At 75.3% G+C, this 17,475-nt stretch carries 17 protein-coding genes and 1 pseudogene; 8 read left to right on the plus strand and 10 right to left on the minus strand.

Features of this window, described 5'->3' with window-relative positions; all coding sequences use genetic code 11:
• Positions 1-91: 91 nt before the first annotated feature.
• A pseudogene (locus ACGF5G_RS26420) lies at positions 92-721 on the plus strand (pirin family protein); the annotation flags it as partial.
• Between the two features lie 93 nt (positions 722-814).
• Here the strand turns inward: ACGF5G_RS26420 and ACGF5G_RS26425 are convergent.
• Positions 815-943 (minus strand): hypothetical protein, encoded by a 129-nt coding sequence (locus tag ACGF5G_RS26425; protein ID WP_350706359.1) that lies wholly within the window; start codon positions 941-943, stop codon positions 815-817.
• A gap of 188 nt (positions 944-1,131) precedes the next feature.
• Between ACGF5G_RS26425 and ACGF5G_RS26430 the strand changes: the two genes are divergently transcribed.
• Positions 1,132-2,673: a phospholipase D family protein gene (locus ACGF5G_RS26430; RefSeq protein WP_393267395.1), complete on the plus strand. Its 1,542-nt coding sequence runs from the start codon at positions 1,132-1,134 to the stop codon at positions 2,671-2,673.
• A gap of 4 nt (positions 2,674-2,677) precedes the next feature.
• Here the strand turns inward: ACGF5G_RS26430 and ACGF5G_RS26435 are convergent, their stop codons facing one another.
• Positions 2,678-3,421, minus strand: coding sequence for a hypothetical protein (locus tag ACGF5G_RS26435; RefSeq protein ID WP_393267397.1), 744 nt, complete (start codon positions 3,419-3,421; stop codon positions 2,678-2,680).
• Between the two features lie 373 nt (positions 3,422-3,794).
• Between ACGF5G_RS26435 and ACGF5G_RS26440 the strand changes: the two genes are divergently transcribed.
• Positions 3,795-4,622, plus strand: coding sequence for a SigB/SigF/SigG family RNA polymerase sigma factor (locus tag ACGF5G_RS26440; RefSeq protein WP_393267400.1), 828 nt, complete (start codon positions 3,795-3,797; stop codon positions 4,620-4,622).
• 165 nt (positions 4,623-4,787) lie between these two features.
• Positions 4,788-7,409 (plus strand): ATP-dependent RNA helicase, encoded by a 2,622-nt coding sequence (locus ACGF5G_RS26445; protein ID WP_393267749.1) that lies wholly within the window; start codon positions 4,788-4,790, stop codon positions 7,407-7,409.
• A gap of 6 nt (positions 7,410-7,415) precedes the next feature.
• On the opposite strand, the gene ACGF5G_RS26450 is transcribed toward ACGF5G_RS26445, so the two are convergent.
• Entirely contained in the window at positions 7,416-8,141 is a 726-nt protein-coding gene (locus ACGF5G_RS26450; protein WP_350706369.1) for a PP2C family serine/threonine-protein phosphatase, read from the minus strand.
• A gap of 174 nt (positions 8,142-8,315) precedes the next feature.
• Here ACGF5G_RS26450 and ACGF5G_RS26455 point away from each other — a divergent pair, with 174 nt between their 5' ends.
• Positions 8,316-9,275 carry a hypothetical protein gene (locus ACGF5G_RS26455; RefSeq protein ID WP_393267403.1) on the plus strand — a complete coding sequence of 320 codons (960 nt, stop codon included), beginning with the start codon at positions 8,316-8,318 and terminating at the stop codon, positions 9,273-9,275.
• A gap of 217 nt (positions 9,276-9,492) precedes the next feature.
• Positions 9,493-10,026 carry a GNAT family N-acetyltransferase gene (locus ACGF5G_RS26460; RefSeq protein ID WP_393267405.1) on the plus strand — a complete coding sequence of 178 codons (534 nt, stop codon included), beginning with the start codon at positions 9,493-9,495 and terminating at the stop codon, positions 10,024-10,026.
• 12 nt (positions 10,027-10,038) lie between these two features.
• On the opposite strand, the gene ACGF5G_RS26465 is transcribed toward ACGF5G_RS26460, so the two are convergent.
• The 5 genes from ACGF5G_RS26465 to ACGF5G_RS26485 are packed head-to-tail and all read right to left on the minus strand — an operon-like array spanning position 10,039 to position 14,605.
• Entirely contained in the window at positions 10,039-10,296 is a 258-nt protein-coding gene (locus tag ACGF5G_RS26465; protein WP_393267407.1) for a UBP-type zinc finger domain-containing protein, read from the minus strand.
• On the minus strand, positions 10,293-11,867 hold the full coding sequence (locus ACGF5G_RS26470; RefSeq protein WP_393267409.1) for a Na+/H+ antiporter: 1,575 nt from the start codon (positions 11,865-11,867) through the stop codon (positions 10,293-10,295). Before ACGF5G_RS26470 ends, ACGF5G_RS26465 begins: the two co-directional genes overlap by 4 nt.
• Positions 11,868-11,894: 27 nt before the next feature.
• Complete coding sequence (locus tag ACGF5G_RS26475) at positions 11,895-12,860, minus strand: TIGR03885 family FMN-dependent LLM class oxidoreductase (RefSeq protein WP_393267413.1); 966 nt, start codon at positions 12,858-12,860, stop codon at positions 11,895-11,897.
• A gap of 56 nt (positions 12,861-12,916) precedes the next feature.
• A complete protein-coding gene (locus tag ACGF5G_RS26480) occupies positions 12,917-14,329 on the minus strand; it encodes an NADP-dependent succinic semialdehyde dehydrogenase (RefSeq protein WP_393267416.1) in 1,413 nt (470 codons plus the stop codon).
• A 12-nt stretch (positions 14,330-14,341) separates the two neighbouring features.
• Positions 14,342-14,605 carry a DUF6343 family protein gene (locus ACGF5G_RS26485; protein WP_350682876.1) on the minus strand — a complete coding sequence of 88 codons (264 nt, stop codon included), beginning with the start codon at positions 14,603-14,605 and terminating at the stop codon, positions 14,342-14,344.
• 158 nt (positions 14,606-14,763) lie between these two features.
• Here ACGF5G_RS26485 and ACGF5G_RS26490 point away from each other — a divergent pair, with 158 nt between their 5' ends.
• Positions 14,764-15,375, plus strand: coding sequence for an antibiotic biosynthesis monooxygenase (locus ACGF5G_RS26490; RefSeq protein ID WP_393267418.1), 612 nt, complete (start codon positions 14,764-14,766; stop codon positions 15,373-15,375).
• Between the two features lie 156 nt (positions 15,376-15,531).
• Positions 15,532-16,383, plus strand: coding sequence for a GDSL-type esterase/lipase family protein (locus ACGF5G_RS26495; RefSeq protein ID WP_393267420.1), 852 nt, complete (start codon positions 15,532-15,534; stop codon positions 16,381-16,383).
• A 93-nt stretch (positions 16,384-16,476) separates the two neighbouring features.
• On the opposite strand, the gene ACGF5G_RS26500 is transcribed toward ACGF5G_RS26495, so the two are convergent.
• Both ACGF5G_RS26500 and ACGF5G_RS26505 read right to left on the minus strand, forming a co-directional pair.
• On the minus strand, positions 16,477-17,244 hold the full coding sequence (locus tag ACGF5G_RS26500) for an EcsC family protein (RefSeq protein ID WP_393267421.1): 768 nt from the start codon (positions 17,242-17,244) through the stop codon (positions 16,477-16,479).
• Positions 17,245-17,279: 35 nt separating this feature from the next.
• Positions 17,280-17,423, minus strand: a complete 144-nt coding sequence (locus tag ACGF5G_RS26505; RefSeq protein ID WP_176737248.1) for a hypothetical protein — start codon at positions 17,421-17,423, stop codon at positions 17,280-17,282.
• Positions 17,424-17,475: the final 52 nt, after the last annotated feature.

Consider the following 17,475-nt stretch of genomic DNA (forward strand, 5'->3'; position numbering starts at 1 on the left):
GCCCCGCCCCGGACTCCGGGCGCGGGGCGTTTGCGTTCCGGCCCGCCCCGGTATGTCCGGCTTCAGATGTGCGTCTGAAGGTAGTTTCGTGGGCAGCGGCCTGCTGCACATCGAGGCGCCGCCGGAGCACCTCGTGACGAGCGGCGGGCTGTTCCACGGCACGCAGCTCTGGGTCAACCTGCCCCGGGTCGCCAAGATGAGCCCGCCCCGCTATCAGGACATCCGCGGCAAGGAGGCGGCGCTGCTCACCACGCCGGACGGCGGCGCGCTGATCCGGGTCATCGCCGGCGAGGTCGCCGGGCACCGGGGGCCGGGTTCCACCCACACCCCGATCACCATCACCCACGTGACCGTGCAGCCGGGCGCGCGCGTCGACCTGCCGTGGCGGCCGGACTTCAACGCCCTGGTCTACGTGCTGGGTGGCCGCGGCACCGTCGGCACCGACGGGCGGCCGGTGCACACGGGTCAGCTCGCCGTGCACGGCCCGGGCGACGCGCTGACCTTCGCGGCGGACGCCCGCCAGGACAGCCACACCCCGGCGCTGGACCTCTACATCATGGGCGGCGAGCCGATCCGGGAGCCGGTGGCGCACTACGGCCCGTTCGTCATGAACACCCGCGACGAACTGCTCAAGGCGGTCGAGGACTTCCAGGCCGGCCGGCTCGGCGTCGTCCCGGCCGAGCGGCTGCCACACACCGACGGCCAGGCGCCCCGGCCCTGAGCACGGGCGCGGGCGGTGGCGCCTCCGGCGGACGACCGGAGGCGCCACCGGCGCGTCGGGAGCGGCGCCGTCACCGGACGGCGGCGCGTGGGGTCAGGAGACGGCGAAGATGCCGGCGACGCCCAGGATCACCATGAGCAACACCGCCACCAGCGCACCCCGTTCGCTCTCCACCGCCTGCTCGCGGTATTCGGGCACGGAGTTCGTCGTCTCGCCGGGCATGGTGTTGCCTCCTCGGTTGCTCGTGTCGTGTCGGTTGCGTCGGGGGTCGGCCGACCGGTCGCCGGGGGCGCCGGCCGGGATGCGGACCCGCGACAGGGGTCCTACCGTGAGGACGTTGTCGACCTCTGGGGGCTGGAACGGTGGGACCGCGCAACTGGTTCCTCAGCGCACGGGAACGCGCCAACCCGGTGTCAGAGTTACCCGTCTGGGCCGGCGGAAACCTTGCGGAGCCGTTAATTCACGGTGCCGCGTACTTCGACCGGCTGGTCGACGAGGTGTCGGCGCTGGAGGCGGGCGACCATCTCTTCTTCACCGACTGGCGGGGCGACCCCGACCAGCTGCTGCGCCCCGACGGGCCGACCGTGGCCCAGCTCTTCGCCCAGGCCGCCCAGCGCGGCGTGGTGGTCAAGGGCCTGATCTGGCGCTCCCACCTCGACGCGCTGGCCTACAGCGAGGCGGAGAACCGCAACCTCAGCGAGACGGTCTCCGCCGCCGGCGGCGAGGTGCTGCTCGACCAGCGGGTCCGCCGGGGCGGCTCGCACCACCAGAAGCTGGTGGTGCTGCGTCACCCGCGGGCGCCGGAGCGGGACGTCGCCTTCGCCGGCGGCATCGACCTGTGCCACAGCCGGCGGGACGACGCCGGCCACCGGGGCGACCGGCAGGTCGTGCAGATGTCCGCCCGATACGGGCAGCGCCCGCCCTGGCACGACGTGCAGCTCGCGGTGCGGGGACCGGTGGTGGGTGCGCTGGACACCGCCTTCCGCGAACGGTGGACCGACCCGATGCCGCTGGACTCGGAGAACCCCCTGGCCTACCTGCGGGACCGGCTGCGCGGCTCGGACCTGCGCCCCGACCCGCTGCCGGACCAGCCGGCCGACCCGCCGCCCTGCGGCCCGCACCACGTCCAGGTGCTGCGCACCTACCCGGTGGTCCGCCCGCGCTACTCCTTCGCCCCGGACGGCGAGCGTACGGTGGCCCGCGGCTACACCAAGGCGGTCCGCCGGGCCCGCCGGCTGATCTACCTGGAGGACCAGTACCTGTGGTCCACGGAGGTGGCCGACCTGTTCGCCCGCGCGCTGCGGGACAGCCCCGACCTGCACCTGGTCGCGGTGGTCCCCCGCTATCCGGACGTGGACGGCCGGCTGGCGCTGCCGCCCAACTCCGTCGGCCGCGAGCAGGCGCTGTCGCTGTGCGAGCGGGCGGCCCCGGACCGGGTGCACGTCTTCGACCTGGAGAACCACGCCGGCACGCCGGTGTACGTGCACGCCAAGGTGTGCGTGGTCGACGACGTCTGGGCCAGCGTCGGCAGCGACAACTTCAACCGCCGGTCCTGGACCCACGACAGCGAACTCTCCTGCGCCGTGCTGGACGACACCCGGGACGGGCGGGCGCCGACGGACCCGGGCGGCCTGGGCGACGGGGCCCGGGTCTTCGCCCGGGAGCTGCGGCTGCGCCTGTGGCGCGAGCACCTGGACCGGGACCCCGAGGGCGGCGAGGACGCCGACCTGATCGACCCCGCCGACGCCGTGGCGGCGATCACCGCCGCCGCCGACGCGCTGCGGCGGTGGCACGACTCCGGGCGGGTCGGGCCCCGGCCGCCGGGCCGGTTGCTGCCGCACCGGCCGGAGCGGCTGCCCTGGTACACCCGCGCGTGGGCGCTGCCGGCGTACCGGTTGGTCTACGACCCCGACGGTCGGCCGCTGCGGGCGCGCCGGGCCGGCACCTGGTGAGGGGCTACGCCGGCACGGAGACCACGGCGGCCCGGGCGCGTACGGGCCCGGCGGCCCGGGACGTGCCGTCGGTCTCCGGGGTGTAGACGGTCAGGCCGCCGGGGTAGGCGAACGAGGCGCGCGGGGAGTAGAAGCCGAAGCCGATCGTGAGGGGGTTCTCCGGGCGTAGCGCGTAGAGCGGGTGCCCCGGGTCCAGGAACTCCACCGAGTCGATCACGAACGGGTCGACCGGTTCGGCGACGAACGGGTACACGGCGCTGAGCAGCTGCCCGTCCCGGGCGGTGAAGTACCGGTGGTGGCCGCTGTTGATCGTCTGGCCCGTCTCACCGACCTGGCAGCGCGCGCGGATCAGCGGGGTGCCGGCGATCGCCGTCTCGGCGACCAGGTGTTCGCCCCGGCGCGCGATGCTCGTGCGGCCGACGACGGCGGGCGCGCCGCGCGCGGTGGCGTAGTCGCGGACCCGTTCGCTGGAGGTCACGTAGTGCGTCCACCAGCCGCCGAGACTGGCCCCGCCGGGGGCGTCGACGCCGGCCAGGCACACCCCGAGGTAGGTCAGCGAGTGGGCACCGAAGCCGGAGGTCTGGCTCTCGTCGTCGACGACGTACTGGTTGATGAAGACCTGCCGGTCCGGGCACGGGGTCAGCCCCGGGGGCACCAGCGCCGCGACCGCCTGCGGGTCCGCCGGCAGCCAGCTGAAGAACAGCGTGCGGCTGTTCACGACGAGCTGGGGAGCGACGGGGTCGAGCACGGCACCTCCGGAAGGATGTAACCGCACGCTACGGCCGGTCCCGTACATAGGACAACGACAGAAAGCCGACATTGGCGGCCGGTCATCCGCGCCCGCAGGGCCACCCGGCCGACCGGCGTGGCCCACCAGATGCCGATGCGTCGATGTTCGGCCGGTGCCGGGCTGGCCGTACGCGTCGCGTAAGCCGACTCACAATCCGATGCGACTTTGCCCCTTTTGCGTCCTTAGTGAAGGAAAATCACTTAAGCACATCGTACTTTCGGCTAGATTTCGTCGGACCGATCGGGCTAAGGTGGCTTCCGAACGGACATCTGAAGCTGAACCAAAGCGTCACGTCTTTCTATCCGCGGACGAGGTGCAGGGAGGACCACCCATGACCGCGCCAACGATCAGCGAGCAGGCGACCACAGCGGCCCCGAGCACCACCGAGAAGCTCGACCCGCGGGCGCTCACCGACAGCGCCGCCGACCTGCTCAACGCGATGGCCGCGTTGCCGGCCAACCACCCGTCCCGCGCCGCCCTGCGCGACAAGGCGATCGAGGCCTGGCTGCCGCTCGCCAACCACCTCGCCCACCGCTACAGCGGTCGCGGCGAGCCCACCGACGACCTGGCCCAGACCGCCGCCGTCGGCCTGATCAAGGCGATCGACAAGTTCGACCCGTCGCGGGGCGTCGACTTCGCGGGCTACGCCATCCCGACCATCATCGGCGAGCTCAAGCGGCACTTCCGCGACCGCACCTGGGACATCCGGGTGCCGCGCCGCCTCCAGGAGCTGCGGCTGGCCATCTCCGACGCCAACAGCTCGCTGTTGCAGACCCTCGGCCGCTCGCCGACGGTCGCCGACATCGCCGCCCACCTCAAGCTCACCGAGGAAGAGGTCCTGGAGGGCCTGGAGGGCGCGCGGGCCTACAACGCGGTCTCGCTCTCCACGCCCACCGGCGACGGTGACCGCGCGACGGAGCTGGGCGACATGCTCGGCGGCGAGGACGGCGAGTTCGAGCTGGCCGAGCTGCGGGTCGCCCTCGGCCCGGCGCTGGCCACCCTCGACGAGCGGGAGCAGAAGATCCTCACGCTGCGGTTCTACGGCAACCTGACGCAGTCGCAGATCGCCGAGCAGATCGGCGTCTCGCAGATGCACGTCTCCCGGCTGCTGGCCCGCGCGCTGACCAAGCTGCGGGGACAGCTCGACGGCACGTACTAGGAAATGGTGGGCGAGGGCCGGGCCGGTGGGTCCGGCCCTCGCCGCGTCCGAACCCGCGGCACCGACCGACGACCGGCGTGGGCCGGTGCTGGCCTGGTGGGCCTTCGTCGCCGGGATCCACCGCCCGCCCCGGCTGAGCCGCGGCGGGCGGTGCGAGACTGGGCCGTGCTCTCGGACGTGCCCCTCGACCTGCCCGTGCGGCCGGTGCTGCCGGAACTGGTCGCGGCGCTGCGCGCGGCCGGCGCCGGGGTGCTGGTGGCCCCGCCGGGCACCGGCAAGACCACCCTCGCCCCGCTGGCCGTGGCCGACGAGGTGACGGGCCGGGTGCTGGTCGCCCAGCCGCGCCGGGTGGCCGCCCGGGCGGCGGCACGCCGGATGGCCGCCCTGCTCGGTGAGCCCGTCGGCGAACGGGTCGGGTACGCCGTGCGCGGCGAGCGGCGGTCCGGCTCGCGCACCCGGGTCGAGGTGGTCACCACCGGCCTGCTGGTCCGCCGCCTGCACCGTGACCCCGAGCTGGCCGGGGTGGGCGCGGTGCTCCTCGACGAGTGCCACGAGCGGCACCTCGACGCCGACCTGGCGCTCGCCTTCACGGTGGAGGCCCGGGCCGCGCTCCGCCCCGACCTGTGGCTGCTGGCGATGTCGGCGACCCCCGAGGCGGACCGGTTCGCCGCGCTGCTCGGCGGCGCGGGCGGCGCCGCGCCGGTCGTCCGGGCCTCCTCGGCCCTGCACCCGGTGACGCGGATCTGGGCGCCGCCACCCCGGCCGGTGGCCGCGCCCGGTGCCGGCCCGGTCGACCGGGGCCTGCTCGACCACGTCGCGGCGACGGTGCGCCGGGCGCTGCGCGAACACGACGGGGACGTGCTGGTCTTCCTGCCCGGGGCCGGCGAGATCGCCGCCGTCGCGGCCCGGCTGGCCGACCTGCGCGACACGGTCGCCGTGCTCCCGCTGCACGGCCGGCAGCGCGCCGCCGACCAGGACGCGGCGCTGCGGCCGGCCGACCGGCGACGGGTGGTGCTGGCGACCTCGGTGGCGGAGAGCAGCCTGACGGTGCCGGGGGTCCGGGTGGTGGTGGACGCCGGGCTGTCCCGGGTGGCCCGGACGGACCTGGCCCGGGGGCTGGGCGCGCTGGTCACCGTGCCGGTGTCCCGGGCGGCGGCGACCCAGCGGGCCGGCCGGGCCGGCCGGGAGGCGCCCGGGCACGTCTACCGCTGCTGGTCGGCGGCCACCCACGAGCGGCTGGCCGCGCAACCGGAGCCGGAGATCGCCACCGCCGACCTGACCGGATTCGCCCTGGAACTCGCCGCCTGGGGGTCGCCCGACGGCGCCGGGCTGGCCCTGCCGGACCCGCCGCCGGCCGCGGGGATGACGGTGGCCCGGGACGCCCTCACCACCCTCGGCGCGGTCGACGCGCAGGGCCGGATCACCGACCGGGGCCGGGCGATCGCCGCCGTCGGGGCACATCCCCGGCTGGCCCGGGCGCTGCTGGACGGGGCCGCCCGGGTGGGCGCGGACCGGGCGGCCGAGGTCGTGGCGCTGCTCGCGGAGGACACCGTCGCCGGGCCGGGCGACGACCTGACCGCCGCGTGGCGCCGGCTGCGCGCGGGCGCGGACCCGGGCGCCACGGCCCGCTGGCGGGCGGAGGTACGCCGCCTGCGCGCCGCCCTGCCCCCGGCCCCCTCGGGACCGGCGCCGGCGGCCGGCACCGGCCGGGGCCGCCCGACCCACCGCCCCGCGACGGCCGGAGACACCGGCCGGGCGCGGCCGGCCGACGACCTCGGCCCGACGGGAAACCCCGGCCGGGACCACCTGACCGACGACCTCGCCGCCGGGCTACTGGTCGGGCTGGCCCACCCCGAGCGGCTGTCCCGGGCGCGGCGGCCGGGCGGCTCGGCGTACCTGATGAGCGGCGGAACCGCGGCGGAGCTGGCGCCCGGGTCGGGGCTGGCGGGCGCCGGGTGGCTGGCGGTGGCGGTGGCGGACCGCTCCCCCGGCGCGCCGGCCGCCCGGGTGCGGCTGGCGACCCCGCTCGACGAGGCGACCGCCCGGGAGGCGGGCGGGCCGCTGCTGCGCGCCGAGCGGGAGGTCGGCTGGTCCGGCGAGGACGTGGTGGCGCGTGAGGTGGTGCGGCTGGGCGCCATCGAGCTGGCCGAGCGGCCGGTCCGGCCCGGGGCGGAGGAGGTGGCGGCGGCCCTGCTGACGGGCCTGCGCCGTACCGGTCTCGGGCTGTTGACCTGGACCCCGGCGGCGCGGGCGCTGCGCGGGCGGCTGGCGTTCTGCCGGCACGCGCTCGGCGGCGACTGGCCCGACGTGGGCGACGAGGCGCTGCTCGCCGACGCGCCGGCCTGGCTCGGCCCGGAGCTGGCCGCCGCCCGCCGCCGGGCCGACCTGGCCCGGGTCGACGTGGCCGGCGCGCTGCGCCGGTTGCTGCCGTGGGCGCTGGCGGCCCGGCTCGACGAGGTGGCGCCGGAGCGGATCACCGTGCCGAGCGGTTCCCGGATCCGGCTCGACTACGCCGACCCGGCGGCGCCGGTCCTCGCGGTGAAACTCCAGGAGACGTTCGGCTGGCGGGACGCGCCGCGGATCGCCGACGGCCGGGTGCCGGTGCTGCTGCACCTGCTCTCGCCGGCGGGGCGGCCGGTGGCGGTCACCGCCGACCTGGCGTCGTTCTGGCGCACCGGCTATCCGCAGGTGCGGGCGGAGCTGCGCGGCCGCTACCCGCGCCACCCGTGGCCGGAGGACCCGACCACGGCCGCGCCCACCCGGCACGCCACCCCGCGCCGCCGCTGAGCCGGGCTACTCCTCCACCACGTCGGCGATGACCACCGTGACGTTGTCCGGCCCGCCGGCGCGCAGCGCCAGGTCGATCAGCCTGCGGGCGCACTCCGCGCGGTCCGGGTGCTCGGCGAGCACCTCGGCGAGCGTGTCCGGGCGGACCACGTTGGACAGGCCGTCGCTGCACAGCAACCAGCGGTCGCCGGGCCAGGGCACCATCGTCGCGTACGCCGGGGAGACCTCGTCGCCCTGCAAGGCCTGGGTGACCACGGCCCGGCGGGGGTGGCTGCTGGCCTGGTCGGGGGTGATCACCCCCTGGTCGACGAGCATCTGCACGAACGTGTCGTCCCGGGTGATCTGCTTGAGCACCCCTTCCCGGAACAGGTAGGCACGGGAGTCGCCGACGTGGGCGAGGGCCAGGCAGCTGCCCGTCCGGGCGAAGAGCAGGGCGGTCAGCGTGGTGCCCATGCCCTGCCGCTCCGGGTCCTCGGCGACCGCCTGGCGGATCCGCGCGGTGGCCAGCTCGATGCCGCTCTGCAACGCGGCCACCAGCGCGTCCTCCGGGGTCTCCACGTCCAGCGGAGCGACCGCCTCGATGGCGATCGCGCTGGCCAGGTCGCCGGCCGCCATCCCGCCCATGCCGTCGGCGACGGCGACGAGCCAGGGGCCGGCGTGCAGGGCGTCCTGGTTCCCACTGCGGATCAGCCCACGGTCGCTCGTTCCCACGGAACGCAGCTTCAGGGTCATGGGTGGCAGCCTGCCAGGCCGAGGGCGCAGTTGTCTCTAGGAGATCAGCACCTCGGCGCGTCGCGCGGCGAATCTCACTGTCGCGCGCCGCCGCACGACGGAAGGCCACCGCGTCCCGAACGCCGGCGCCGATATCGGTGGACCGGGCCCGGGGCGTACGGGATGGTGGCCGGCATGGACGACGCGGAGCGGCGGGTGTGGGGGCGGCTGCCGGACGGCGTCCGCGCCGCGCTGGCCCGCCTGGCCCCGGCGGACCTGCGCACGCTGCTGCTGGCGGTGGCCCGGGACCGGGCCGCGGCGGTACGCCCGGCGGACCTGGTCCGCCGCTGGCGGACGGACCGGTTCACCCGGCCGGCGGCGGTCGACCCGCGGGTGCTGGCCGGGGTCGAGGCCCGCCTGTGGGACCTGCTGCCCGCCGACGTCGCGGGCGTCGACCTCTCCCCCGTCGCGCCGCTCGGGACCTGCGCCGCGGTCGCGCCGGTGAGCCAGCACCGGATCGTCACCACCCTGCGGCTCACCGAGGTGCTGAGCGATCCCACCAACGCCCTCGCGATCGAGGCCGCGGTGCGCCGCCGGGAACAGCCCGCCGACGGCACGGTGCACCTGGCCGCCTGCCACCGGGTGCTGCGGGCGCAGGACTTCGGGCCGGGACTCTCGGCGCATTTCCGGCTCTTCGCGCTGGTCTCGAGCGCCCGTGACAGCGGGTCGGGCAGCACCCAGGCGCGGCTGCTCACGCTGCACCTGGCGTACTGGCGGGCAGTGCTCGCCAGCCTGCTGCCGCAGGCGTCGGCGCGGCTACGCCTGACGGTCCTCGACAGCCCCGTCGTCGGCGAGCGGATCGCGGACACCGTCCGGCCGGCGCTCGGCCCGTCCACCGTGCCGCTGGTGGACGAGCCGGAGCGCCGGCGCGGCCGGGGCTACTACGTGGACGCCGCGCTGCGGCTCACCGCGGGCGACGGCGGGCACGAGGTCGAGCTCGGCGACGGCGGCTTCACGGACTGGACCGCCCAGCTTGCCGGCGACCGCAAGGAACGCTGCCTGATCTCCTGCCTGGCCACCGAGCGGCTCGCCGCGCTGGCCGGCGGCCCCGGAGCCCCGGCCGGGGCCGACGCCCCCGACGCCCGGCGGCCCTGAGCCGAGCGCGGGGGCCGGGCAGGTGATACGGGACTGTCGAGCTGCCCGCACAGATGGGGCAGGGGTGGGCACGGTTGGTCCCATGGACGGGGCAGCTCGACAGCGTTCGCCGGGCGGCTACGGAGGGGCGATGGTCGCGGAACCGCGCAACCGGGCTGCCACTCGACGCACGACCGCGGCAGCAATCGACGCTCACCGCTGTAGCACGATGCCCACCATGACCGAGCGGCGGAGCCTCACCCTGCGTCCCGGCGGCCCCGCCGACGCGCCAGCCGTGCTGCGGCTGCTCGACGACGCGACCGCCTGGCTGGTGGCGCGGGGGCGCAGCGGCCAGTGGGGCACCGAGCCGGCGTCGACCGATCCGCGGCGGATCGCGCAGGCCGACGCCTGGGCGGCGGGCGGCGGGCTGTGGCTGGCGACGCTCGGCGACCGGCCGGTCGGGGCGCTGGTGGTGGGCGCGGCGACGGACTACGTGCCGCCGGCCACCGAGCCCGAGTTGTACGTCAACCTGCTGGTCACCGACAGGGCGCACAGCGGTTCGGGTATCGGTGGCCGGCTTCTCGCCCATGCCGCGGAGTTGGCCCGGGGGCGCGGGCTCAGCCTGCTCCGGGTCGACTGCTACGCGGGCGGGGACGGCGCGCTGGTCCGCTGGTACGAGCAGCAGGGCTTCACTTCCACCGAACCGTTCACGGTCGAGCGCCCGGGCCGCGACCCGTGGCCCGGCCAGGTCCTCGCCCGCCGCCTGCCCTGACTCCGGGCGGGCTCAGCCGATCTCCTCGTCCACGAAGCACCAGCGCCAGGTCTCCCCCGGCTGGATCGACCGCATGACCGGGTGCTCCGTGGCGGCGAAGTGCGCCGAGGCGTGCTGGTACGGCGAGGAGTCGCAGCAGCCGACGTGCCCGCAGGTGAGGCAGGAACGCAGGTGCACCCAGTGCTCGTTGCCGATGGCCACGCACTCCGGGCAGACGTCGGTGGTCTCCGGCACGGCGGCGCCCGCCCCGGTCAGGTGCTGACAACTCACTCCACGACCTCCCGCCGCAGCAACGACTCTTCCAGGTCCAGCTCCCGGTAGGCGCGCACCAGCACCTCCTCGGGGATGCGGCCGGAGTCCCGGGCGTCCCGGAACACCTCCCGCTCTGCGTCGATCATCTCCTGCCGCAGCCGACCGTACGCCTGGGATGGCGTCTCCCGCGCGGTGCCGCCGAGGCGCTCCCAGGCCAGGTTGGTGCGCTCGTCCAGCGCCCGGCGCAGCCGCTCCACCACGGGCGCGGGGGCGGTGTCGGCGAGCGCGTCGAGGCGCTCCCGGGCCGCGTGGCTGGCCTGCTGCTGCACGCCCGCGGCCGAGAGCGCGTCCTGCACCGGGTCGTCGGGCGGCAGCTGCATCCGGCGAGCCACCAACGGCAGGGTGGCGCCCTGGCCGACCAGGGTCACCACGATCACCGCGAAGGCCAGCCAGATGAACAGCGCGCGCGGGTAGGACCGATCGTCGGCGAGGGTGAGCGGCAGGGCGAGGGCGGCGGCCAGGGTGACCACGCCGCGCATGCCGGCCCAGCCGAGCACGATCGGGTAGCGCGGCGACGGCGGGGACTCCCGGCGACGGATCCTGGGCACCAGCCGGGCCAGGTAGGTGGCCGGGAAGAGCCAGACGAACCGGGTCAGGAAGACGGTGAGCAGCACCGCCGCGGTGATCGCGGCCAGGAATCCGGCCGGCTCGTCGAGTTCCCGCAGCACCTCCGGCAGTTGGAGGCCGACCAGCAGGAAGACCAGGCCCTCCAGCAGGAACCGGGCCAACCGCCAGAACGCCCCGACCTGGAGTCGGGACGCGGCCGACATCAGCCGGGGCAGCCGGTGCCCGAGCGCCAGTCCCGTGACCACCACCGCGACCACCGCGGAGGCGTGGATCTCCTCGGCGGCGAAGGCGACCGCGAACGGGATGATCAGCGACAGCGCGTTGTCCAGCAGCGGGTCGGTGATGTGCCGGTGCAGGAAGCCGAAGACGACCGCGCCGAGCACGCCGACCACGATGCCGCCGCCGGTGGCCGTGACGACCTCCACGGCCACCTCCGTGACGCCGACGGCGGCACCGACGCTGGCCAGGGTGGCGACCCGCAGCAGCACCAGCGCCGTCGCGTCGTTGAGCAGGCTCTCCCCCTCGAGGATCGTCACGACCCGTCGGGGCAGCCCGATGCGCCGGGCCACCGCGGTGGCCGCGACCGCGTCGGGCGGTGCCACCACCGCGCCGAGGGCCAGGCAGATCGCGAACGGCACCGCCGGCAGCATCAGATGCACGACGAGGCCGACCGCGAACGCGGTGAACAGCACCAGCCCGACGGCGAGCAGCAGGATCGGCCGCAGGTTGAGCCGGAACGCCGGCACCGAGGTCTCGAGCGCGGCGACGTAGAGCAGGGGCGGCAGGATGCCCACGAGCACCAGTTCGGGGTCGAGCCGCACCTGCGGGAAGCCCGGCACGAAGGCGAGGGCGAGGCCGAGCACCACGAGCAGGATCGGCGCGAGCAGCCCGAGCTTCCGGGCCAGCGCCGCGCCCAGCGTCGCGATCGCGAGGAAGACGACGACGTCGAACAGGGCTTCCATGGGTACGAGCCTAGGGGCCGGCTCCGCTCACCCGACGCCGCGCAGCTTCGGCAGCACCTCCGCCCCGAACGTGTCGATGAAGGCCCGCTGCTCCTGCCCGACGTGGTGCAGGGCGATCTGGTCGAAACCGAGGTCCAGGTACTCCTCCAGCCAGCCGACGTGCCGGCCCGGGTCGGCGGAGACGTTGACGACCTCGCGGACCCGCTCCATCGGCACCTGCTCCGAGACCACGTCGAAGTGCTCCGCCGTGTCCAGGTCCCAGCAGACCGGCGGCGCGAAGACGTTGCTGCGCCACTGGTCGTACGCGAGCCGCTCGGCCTCGGCCTGCTCCCGCGCCCAGCTCAGGTGCACCTGCAGGTGCAGCGGCCCGCGCCCGCCGGCACCCCGGTACGCCTCGATCATCTGCCGCAGGTGCGCGGTCGGCGCGTTCACGGTGATCAGCCCGTCCGCCCACTCGGCGCACCAGCGGGCGGTGGCCACGCTGACCGCCGCGCCGATCAGCGCCGGCGGCTGCTCCGGCCTGGTCCACAGCTTCGCCCGGTCGACCCGGACCAGGCCGTCGTGGCTGACCTCCTCGCCGGCCAGCAGTGCGCGGATCACGTCCACGCACTCCCGCAGCCGCGCGTTGCGGACGTCCTTACGCGGCCAGCCGTCGCCGGTGATGTGCTCGTTGCTCGCCTCGCCGGTGCCCAACGCCGCCCAGAACCGGCCCGGGTACATCGCCGCGAGGGTGCCGATCGCCTGCGCGATGATCGCCGGGTGGTAGCGCTGGCCGGGCGCGTTGACCACGCCGAAGGGCAGGTTGGTGGCCTGGAGGGCCGCGCCGAGCCAGGACCAGGCGAAGCCGGACTGGCCCTGCCGCTCGCTCCAGGGCGAGAAGTGGTCCGAGGACATGGCGGCGTCGAAGCCGGCCCGCTCGGCGTGGACCACCGTGTCCAGCAGGGCGCGGGGATGGATCTGCTCGTGGGACGCGTGGAAGCCGAACACCGTCATGGCGTCACTCCGTACCCATGACGGTGTCCGGCTAAAGCTGTCCCCCGCTCGCGCTGCTACTCGGCGTGCGCGCCCGCGCCGGCCGTGGCGGCCCCCTCGCCCACCCAGACGGTCTTGGTGTTGCAGAACTCGCGCATGCCCAGCGCGGAGAGTTCCCGGCCGTAGCCGGAGTTCTTCACCCCGCCGAAGGGCAGTTCCGGGTACGACGTGGTCATCCCGTTGACGAACACGTTGCCGGCGTCCAGGTCGGTGGCGAAGCGCTCCTGCTCGTCGGGGTCCCGGGTCCAGGCGTTCGACCCGAGCCCGAAGGCGGTGCCGTTGGCCACCTCGATCGCCTCGTCGTACGACGACACGCGGTAGAGGCCGGCGACGGGGCCGAAGACCTCCTCGGACCACATCCGCATCTCCGGCCTCAGGTCGGTCACCACGGTCGGCGGGTAGAACCAGCCGGGGCCGGCGGGCGGCTCGCCGCCGCAGAGCACCGTGGCGCCCCTGTCGACCGCGTCCCGCACCTGGGCGTGGATCTCGTCGCGCCCGCCCTCGCTGGCCAGCGGGCCGACGTCGGTGTCGGGGTCCATCGGGTCCCCGACCCGCAGGGCCGACATGTGCGCGGCGAACTTCCCGGCGAAGGCGTCGAACACGTCGGCGTGCACGATGAACCGCTTGGCGGCGATGCAGGACTGGCCGTTGTTCTGGCAGCGGGCGGTGGTCGCGACCTCGGCGGCCCGGTCGAGGTCCGCCGAGGGCATCACCACGAACGGGTCGCTCCCGCCCAGTTCCAGCACCGTCTTCTTCAGCTCCCGGCCGGCGATCTGGGCGATCGAGCGGCCGGCGCGCTCGCTGCCGGTCAGCGTCGCCGCGCGTACGCGGGGGTCGCTGAGCACCCGGTCGACCTCGGCCGAGCCGACCAGCAGCGTGGTGAACGCCCCCTCCGGGAAGCCGGCACGGCGGAAGAGGTCCTCCAGCAGCAGCGCGGTCTGCGGCACGTTGGAGGCGTGCTTGAGCAGGCCGGTGTTGCCGGCCATCAGCGCCGGCGCGGCGAAGCGCATCACCTGCCAGAGCGGGAAGTTCCAGGGCATCACCGCGAGCACCGGCCCGATCGGCTGGTAGCGGACGAACGCCCGGGTGGCCTTGACCGCCGTCGCGTCGGCGGGCTCGTCGGCGAGGAACTCGGCGGCCTTCGCCGCGTAGAAGCGGCAGGCGGTGGCGCACTTGGTGACCTCGGCCTTGGCCGACGCGTACGTCTTGCCCATCTCGGTGGTCATGAGCCGGGCGGTCTCGTCGCGTTCGGCCTCCAGCAGGTCGGCCGCCGCGGTCAGCCACCGCTCGCGCTGCACGATCGTGGTGCCCCGCAGCTGGCGGTACGCCAGGTCGGCGCGCTCGATGGCGGCGTCGATCTGCTCGGCCGTCATCGGGTCGTAGCTCTTGAGCACCTGCCCCGTGGCGGGGTTGGTGGTCGCGATGGGCATCTCGTACTCCTGTCACTCGAAGAGTGAGTGGCGGGCGCCCGGCTCCTCCCGGCGGCGGGCGGCACGGCGGCGCTGGATGATGATCAGGTCGACCACGGCGACCACCGCGAAGACCACGCAGAGGACCCCCAGCCACACCAGGTCGGCGCGGAACGCCAGCACCGCGAACACGGCCATGGTGACCAGCCCGAACCCGGCGAGCAGGAGCCGCATGTTGAGCGCGCTGTAGGCGTGGCCGACCGTGCCACGGGCGCGCCGGGGCTGCGATCTCGTCATTGCACGGACCTACCCCCGATCGGCCGGCTTAACCCGCTCCGCGGCCTCCCGGGCCCGGGCTGCGGGCCACGTGGGCCGCGTCACGCCGCCGGTAAGGTGCGTTACACCCGTGTGCCATGAGCCGCCGGATCCCGCCGTGGCCGGGGAGGATGGTCGGCATGACCATGACCCACGCCCTGCCGGTGACCGTCGCCGTCGCGCGGCGCACCGATCCCGCCCGGACCAGCGAGATGGTGGCCTGGATGCGGGCCGGCACGGCGCTGGCCGAGGCGTTCCCGGGGTTCCTCGGCTCGGGCTGGGTACGCAGCGCGCCCGGCTCCGGCGAGTGGCACATCATCTACCGCTTCGCCGACCACGAGACGCTGCGCCGGTGGGAGGAGTCGCCGCAGCGGCACTGGTGGCTGTCCTCGGCGCAGGGCATCGTGGAGCACACCCGGGTGGAGCGGCGCACCGGGATCGAGGGCTGGTTCGACCCGCCGCGGGAGCACGCCGTCGAGACGGTGCCGGTCAGCGCCGATCCCACCGGGCCGCCGCCGTCCCCGCCGCGCTGGAAGCAGGCCGTGACGATCTGGTTGGCCTTCTTCCCGCTCAGCCTCACCGCGACGCTGCTGACCAGCCGGCTCCTCCCCGACGTGCCGCTGGCCGCCCGGGTGCTGCTGATGACCCTCACGCTGACCCCGCTGATGACCTACCTGGTGCTGCCCCGGATCACGGCGTCCCTGCACTGGTGGCTGCACGGGCAGCGCCCGCCGTGGCGCCCGGCCCGCTGACACCCCGTCGCCCGCCTCGCACGCGGGCTGCCAATAGCAGGTCGAGGCGCGGCGGAACAGGGCTGTGCCGCATAGCCGACAGCAGCGGGTGACCGCACCCCGACCCGCGCGTACAGTTACCGCGCTGTTGCTCTCCGCTGCGGGACTGGGGAAGAGATGCCTCGACGCTGGGTCGCCGCCATCGCCTGTCTGCTGGCACTGGTCGCCCTCGCCTGCGAGGGCGGCGGGGACTCCGGCTCCCGCCCGCCGCGCGAGACACCGTCGCCGGGCGCGTCCGGCGGCATCGCGGCGCTCGGCGACTCGATCAGCACCGGCTTCGGCTCCTGCCTGGTGCTCACCTCGTGCCAGCGCAACTCGTGGTCCACCGGGGACGGGCTGCGCGTGGACAGCCTCTACCGCCGGCTGCTCGACCGCACCCCCGCCATCCGCGGCCGGGCCTACAACCACGCCCGCCCGGGAGCGCGCGCGGCGTCGCTGGAGGGACAGGCCCAGCAGGCGGTACGCGACCGCGTCGACCACGTGACCGTGCTGATCGGGGCCAACGACGTGTGCCGGGGCGGCATCGAGGCGATGACGCCCGTGACGCGGTTCCGCGCGGAGGTGGACCGGGGCCTGCGGGTGCTGCGGCAGGGCCGGCCGAAGGCGCGGGTGCTGGTGGTGAGCATCCCGGACCTGTACCGGCTCTGGGAGGTCGGGCACACCGACGCCCGGGCGGTCCGGGCCTGGAAGCGGGGCGTATGCCCGGCGCTGCTGGCCGACCCGGCCTCGACGGACCCGCTGGACCGGGCCCGCCGTGCGGCCGTCCGGGAGCGGATCGACGACTACAACGCCCAGCTCGCCGCCGCCTGCAAGGCGTACGGCTCACGCTGCCGCTACGACGGCGGGGCGGTGCACCGGGTGCGGTTCGACCTGGACCTCGTCAACCCGCTGGACTGGTTCCACCCCAACGCCGCCGGCCAGGACCGCCTGGCCGACGTGGCCTGGCGCGCCTCGGGCCTCGCCTCCTGACCGGCCCGGACCGGGTCGTCGCCGGGGCGGACCGGTCGGGAAGCCGGCACGGACCGGTCGTCGCCGGCACGGACGGAGAGCCGACCCGAGGGCTCAGGGTCGGCGGGGTTCGGGGACGGCGAAGGTGCCGTAGTGGCGGTAGAGGGCGCGGGAACGCACGGCCAGGTCCTTGGTGGCCGACGAGTTGGCCCAGGTGCCGAGGATGATCGCCGCCCCGGGCACCACCTTGGCGAAGAGCCGCTTCGCCGCGCGCACCCCGGCCATCTGGGCCAGGCGTACGCCCAGGCGCAGCATCACCCTGCCGAGCGGGTTCTGCCCGCCGCTGCCGAACAGGGCGCCGGCGCGCTCCCGCCCGGCGGCCACCCCGAGCGCGAGCCGGGCGCTCTCGGCCACCTTGTGCACCTTCTGCAGCACGAGCAGGTCGGTGGCCCGATCGGGGTGCCGCGGGTCGACGCCGTACGCGGCGGCGACGTGCAGCACCATCCGGGCCTGGGTCCAGGCCAGCACGCCCACGTCGATCACGGCACCGGGCAGCCCGGCCGCCCCGGAGACGGCACCGGAGAGCCGGGCGTGGTTGACGAACTTGCGTACGGCCTGCTCCGCCAGGGCCTCGACGGAGGCCCCGGGCTGCTCGGCCCGGGCCCGCGCGGCCCACTGCGCCGCCTCCGGCCCCAGCCGGCGCACGGCCTCCAGGGCGAGGTGCTCCGGGGCGTACTGCGGATCCTCCCGCATCCGATCCCAGAGCTTGAGCGGCGGCGCCTCCGGGACCTCCTGCGGAGGCGCCGGCACCACCGCAGGCGGCTGGGGCGCTCCCGCGGCGGGCTGGGCGGGCTGGCCGTCGGCGGGCGCGGAATCGGTCACGGGTTCTCCCGGGGGTCGGAGAGGTCGTCGGGGGGTCAGCGGCGGTTCTGGAGCTTGGCCGCGAGGCCCTTCAGCTTCTGCTGGGTGCCGGGCTTGGCCAGCTCACGCCGGCCACGGTCGACCAGTTGCTGGCCCTTCGGCGAGCGCAGGAAGGTGCTGATCCGCTGCATCAGAGACATGTCGTCCTCCTGTCGGTGGTGCCTCTTCCATGTGTACCTCGGAACGACAACA

This window comes from Micromonospora sp. NPDC047730 (genome assembly GCF_043204765.1).
Lineage (GTDB): Bacteria > Actinomycetota > Actinomycetes > Mycobacteriales > Micromonosporaceae > Micromonospora.

Coding starts and splice junctions, on each gene's coding strand:
- ACGF5G_RS26480 (WP_393267416.1), bottom strand. CDS start 14,329: ATGCCCATCGCGACCACCAACCCCGCCACGGGGCAGGTGCTCAAGAGC.
- ACGF5G_RS26490 (WP_393267418.1), top strand. CDS start 14,764: ATGACCATGACCCACGCCCTGCCGGTGACCGTCGCCGTCGCGCGGCGC.
- ACGF5G_RS26460 (WP_393267405.1), top strand. CDS start 9,493: ATGACCGAGCGGCGGAGCCTCACCCTGCGTCCCGGCGGCCCCGCCGAC.
- ACGF5G_RS26505 (WP_176737248.1), bottom strand. CDS start 17,423: ATGTCTCTGATGCAGCGGATCAGCACCTTCCTGCGCTCGCCGAAGGGC.
- ACGF5G_RS26440 (WP_393267400.1), top strand. CDS start 3,795: ATGACCGCGCCAACGATCAGCGAGCAGGCGACCACAGCGGCCCCGAGC.
- ACGF5G_RS26425 (WP_350706359.1), bottom strand. CDS start 943: ATGCCCGGCGAGACGACGAACTCCGTGCCCGAATACCGCGAGCAGGCG.
- ACGF5G_RS26455 (WP_393267403.1), top strand. CDS start 8,316: ATGGACGACGCGGAGCGGCGGGTGTGGGGGCGGCTGCCGGACGGCGTC.
- ACGF5G_RS26475 (WP_393267413.1), bottom strand. CDS start 12,860: ATGACGGTGTTCGGCTTCCACGCGTCCCACGAGCAGATCCATCCCCGC.
- ACGF5G_RS26495 (WP_393267420.1), top strand. CDS start 15,532: ATGCCTCGACGCTGGGTCGCCGCCATCGCCTGTCTGCTGGCACTGGTC.
- ACGF5G_RS26450 (WP_350706369.1), bottom strand. CDS start 8,141: ATGACCCTGAAGCTGCGTTCCGTGGGAACGAGCGACCGTGGGCTGATC.
- ACGF5G_RS26470 (WP_393267409.1), bottom strand. CDS start 11,867: ATGGAAGCCCTGTTCGACGTCGTCGTCTTCCTCGCGATCGCGACGCTG.
- ACGF5G_RS26485 (WP_350682876.1), bottom strand. CDS start 14,605: ATGACGAGATCGCAGCCCCGGCGCGCCCGTGGCACGGTCGGCCACGCC.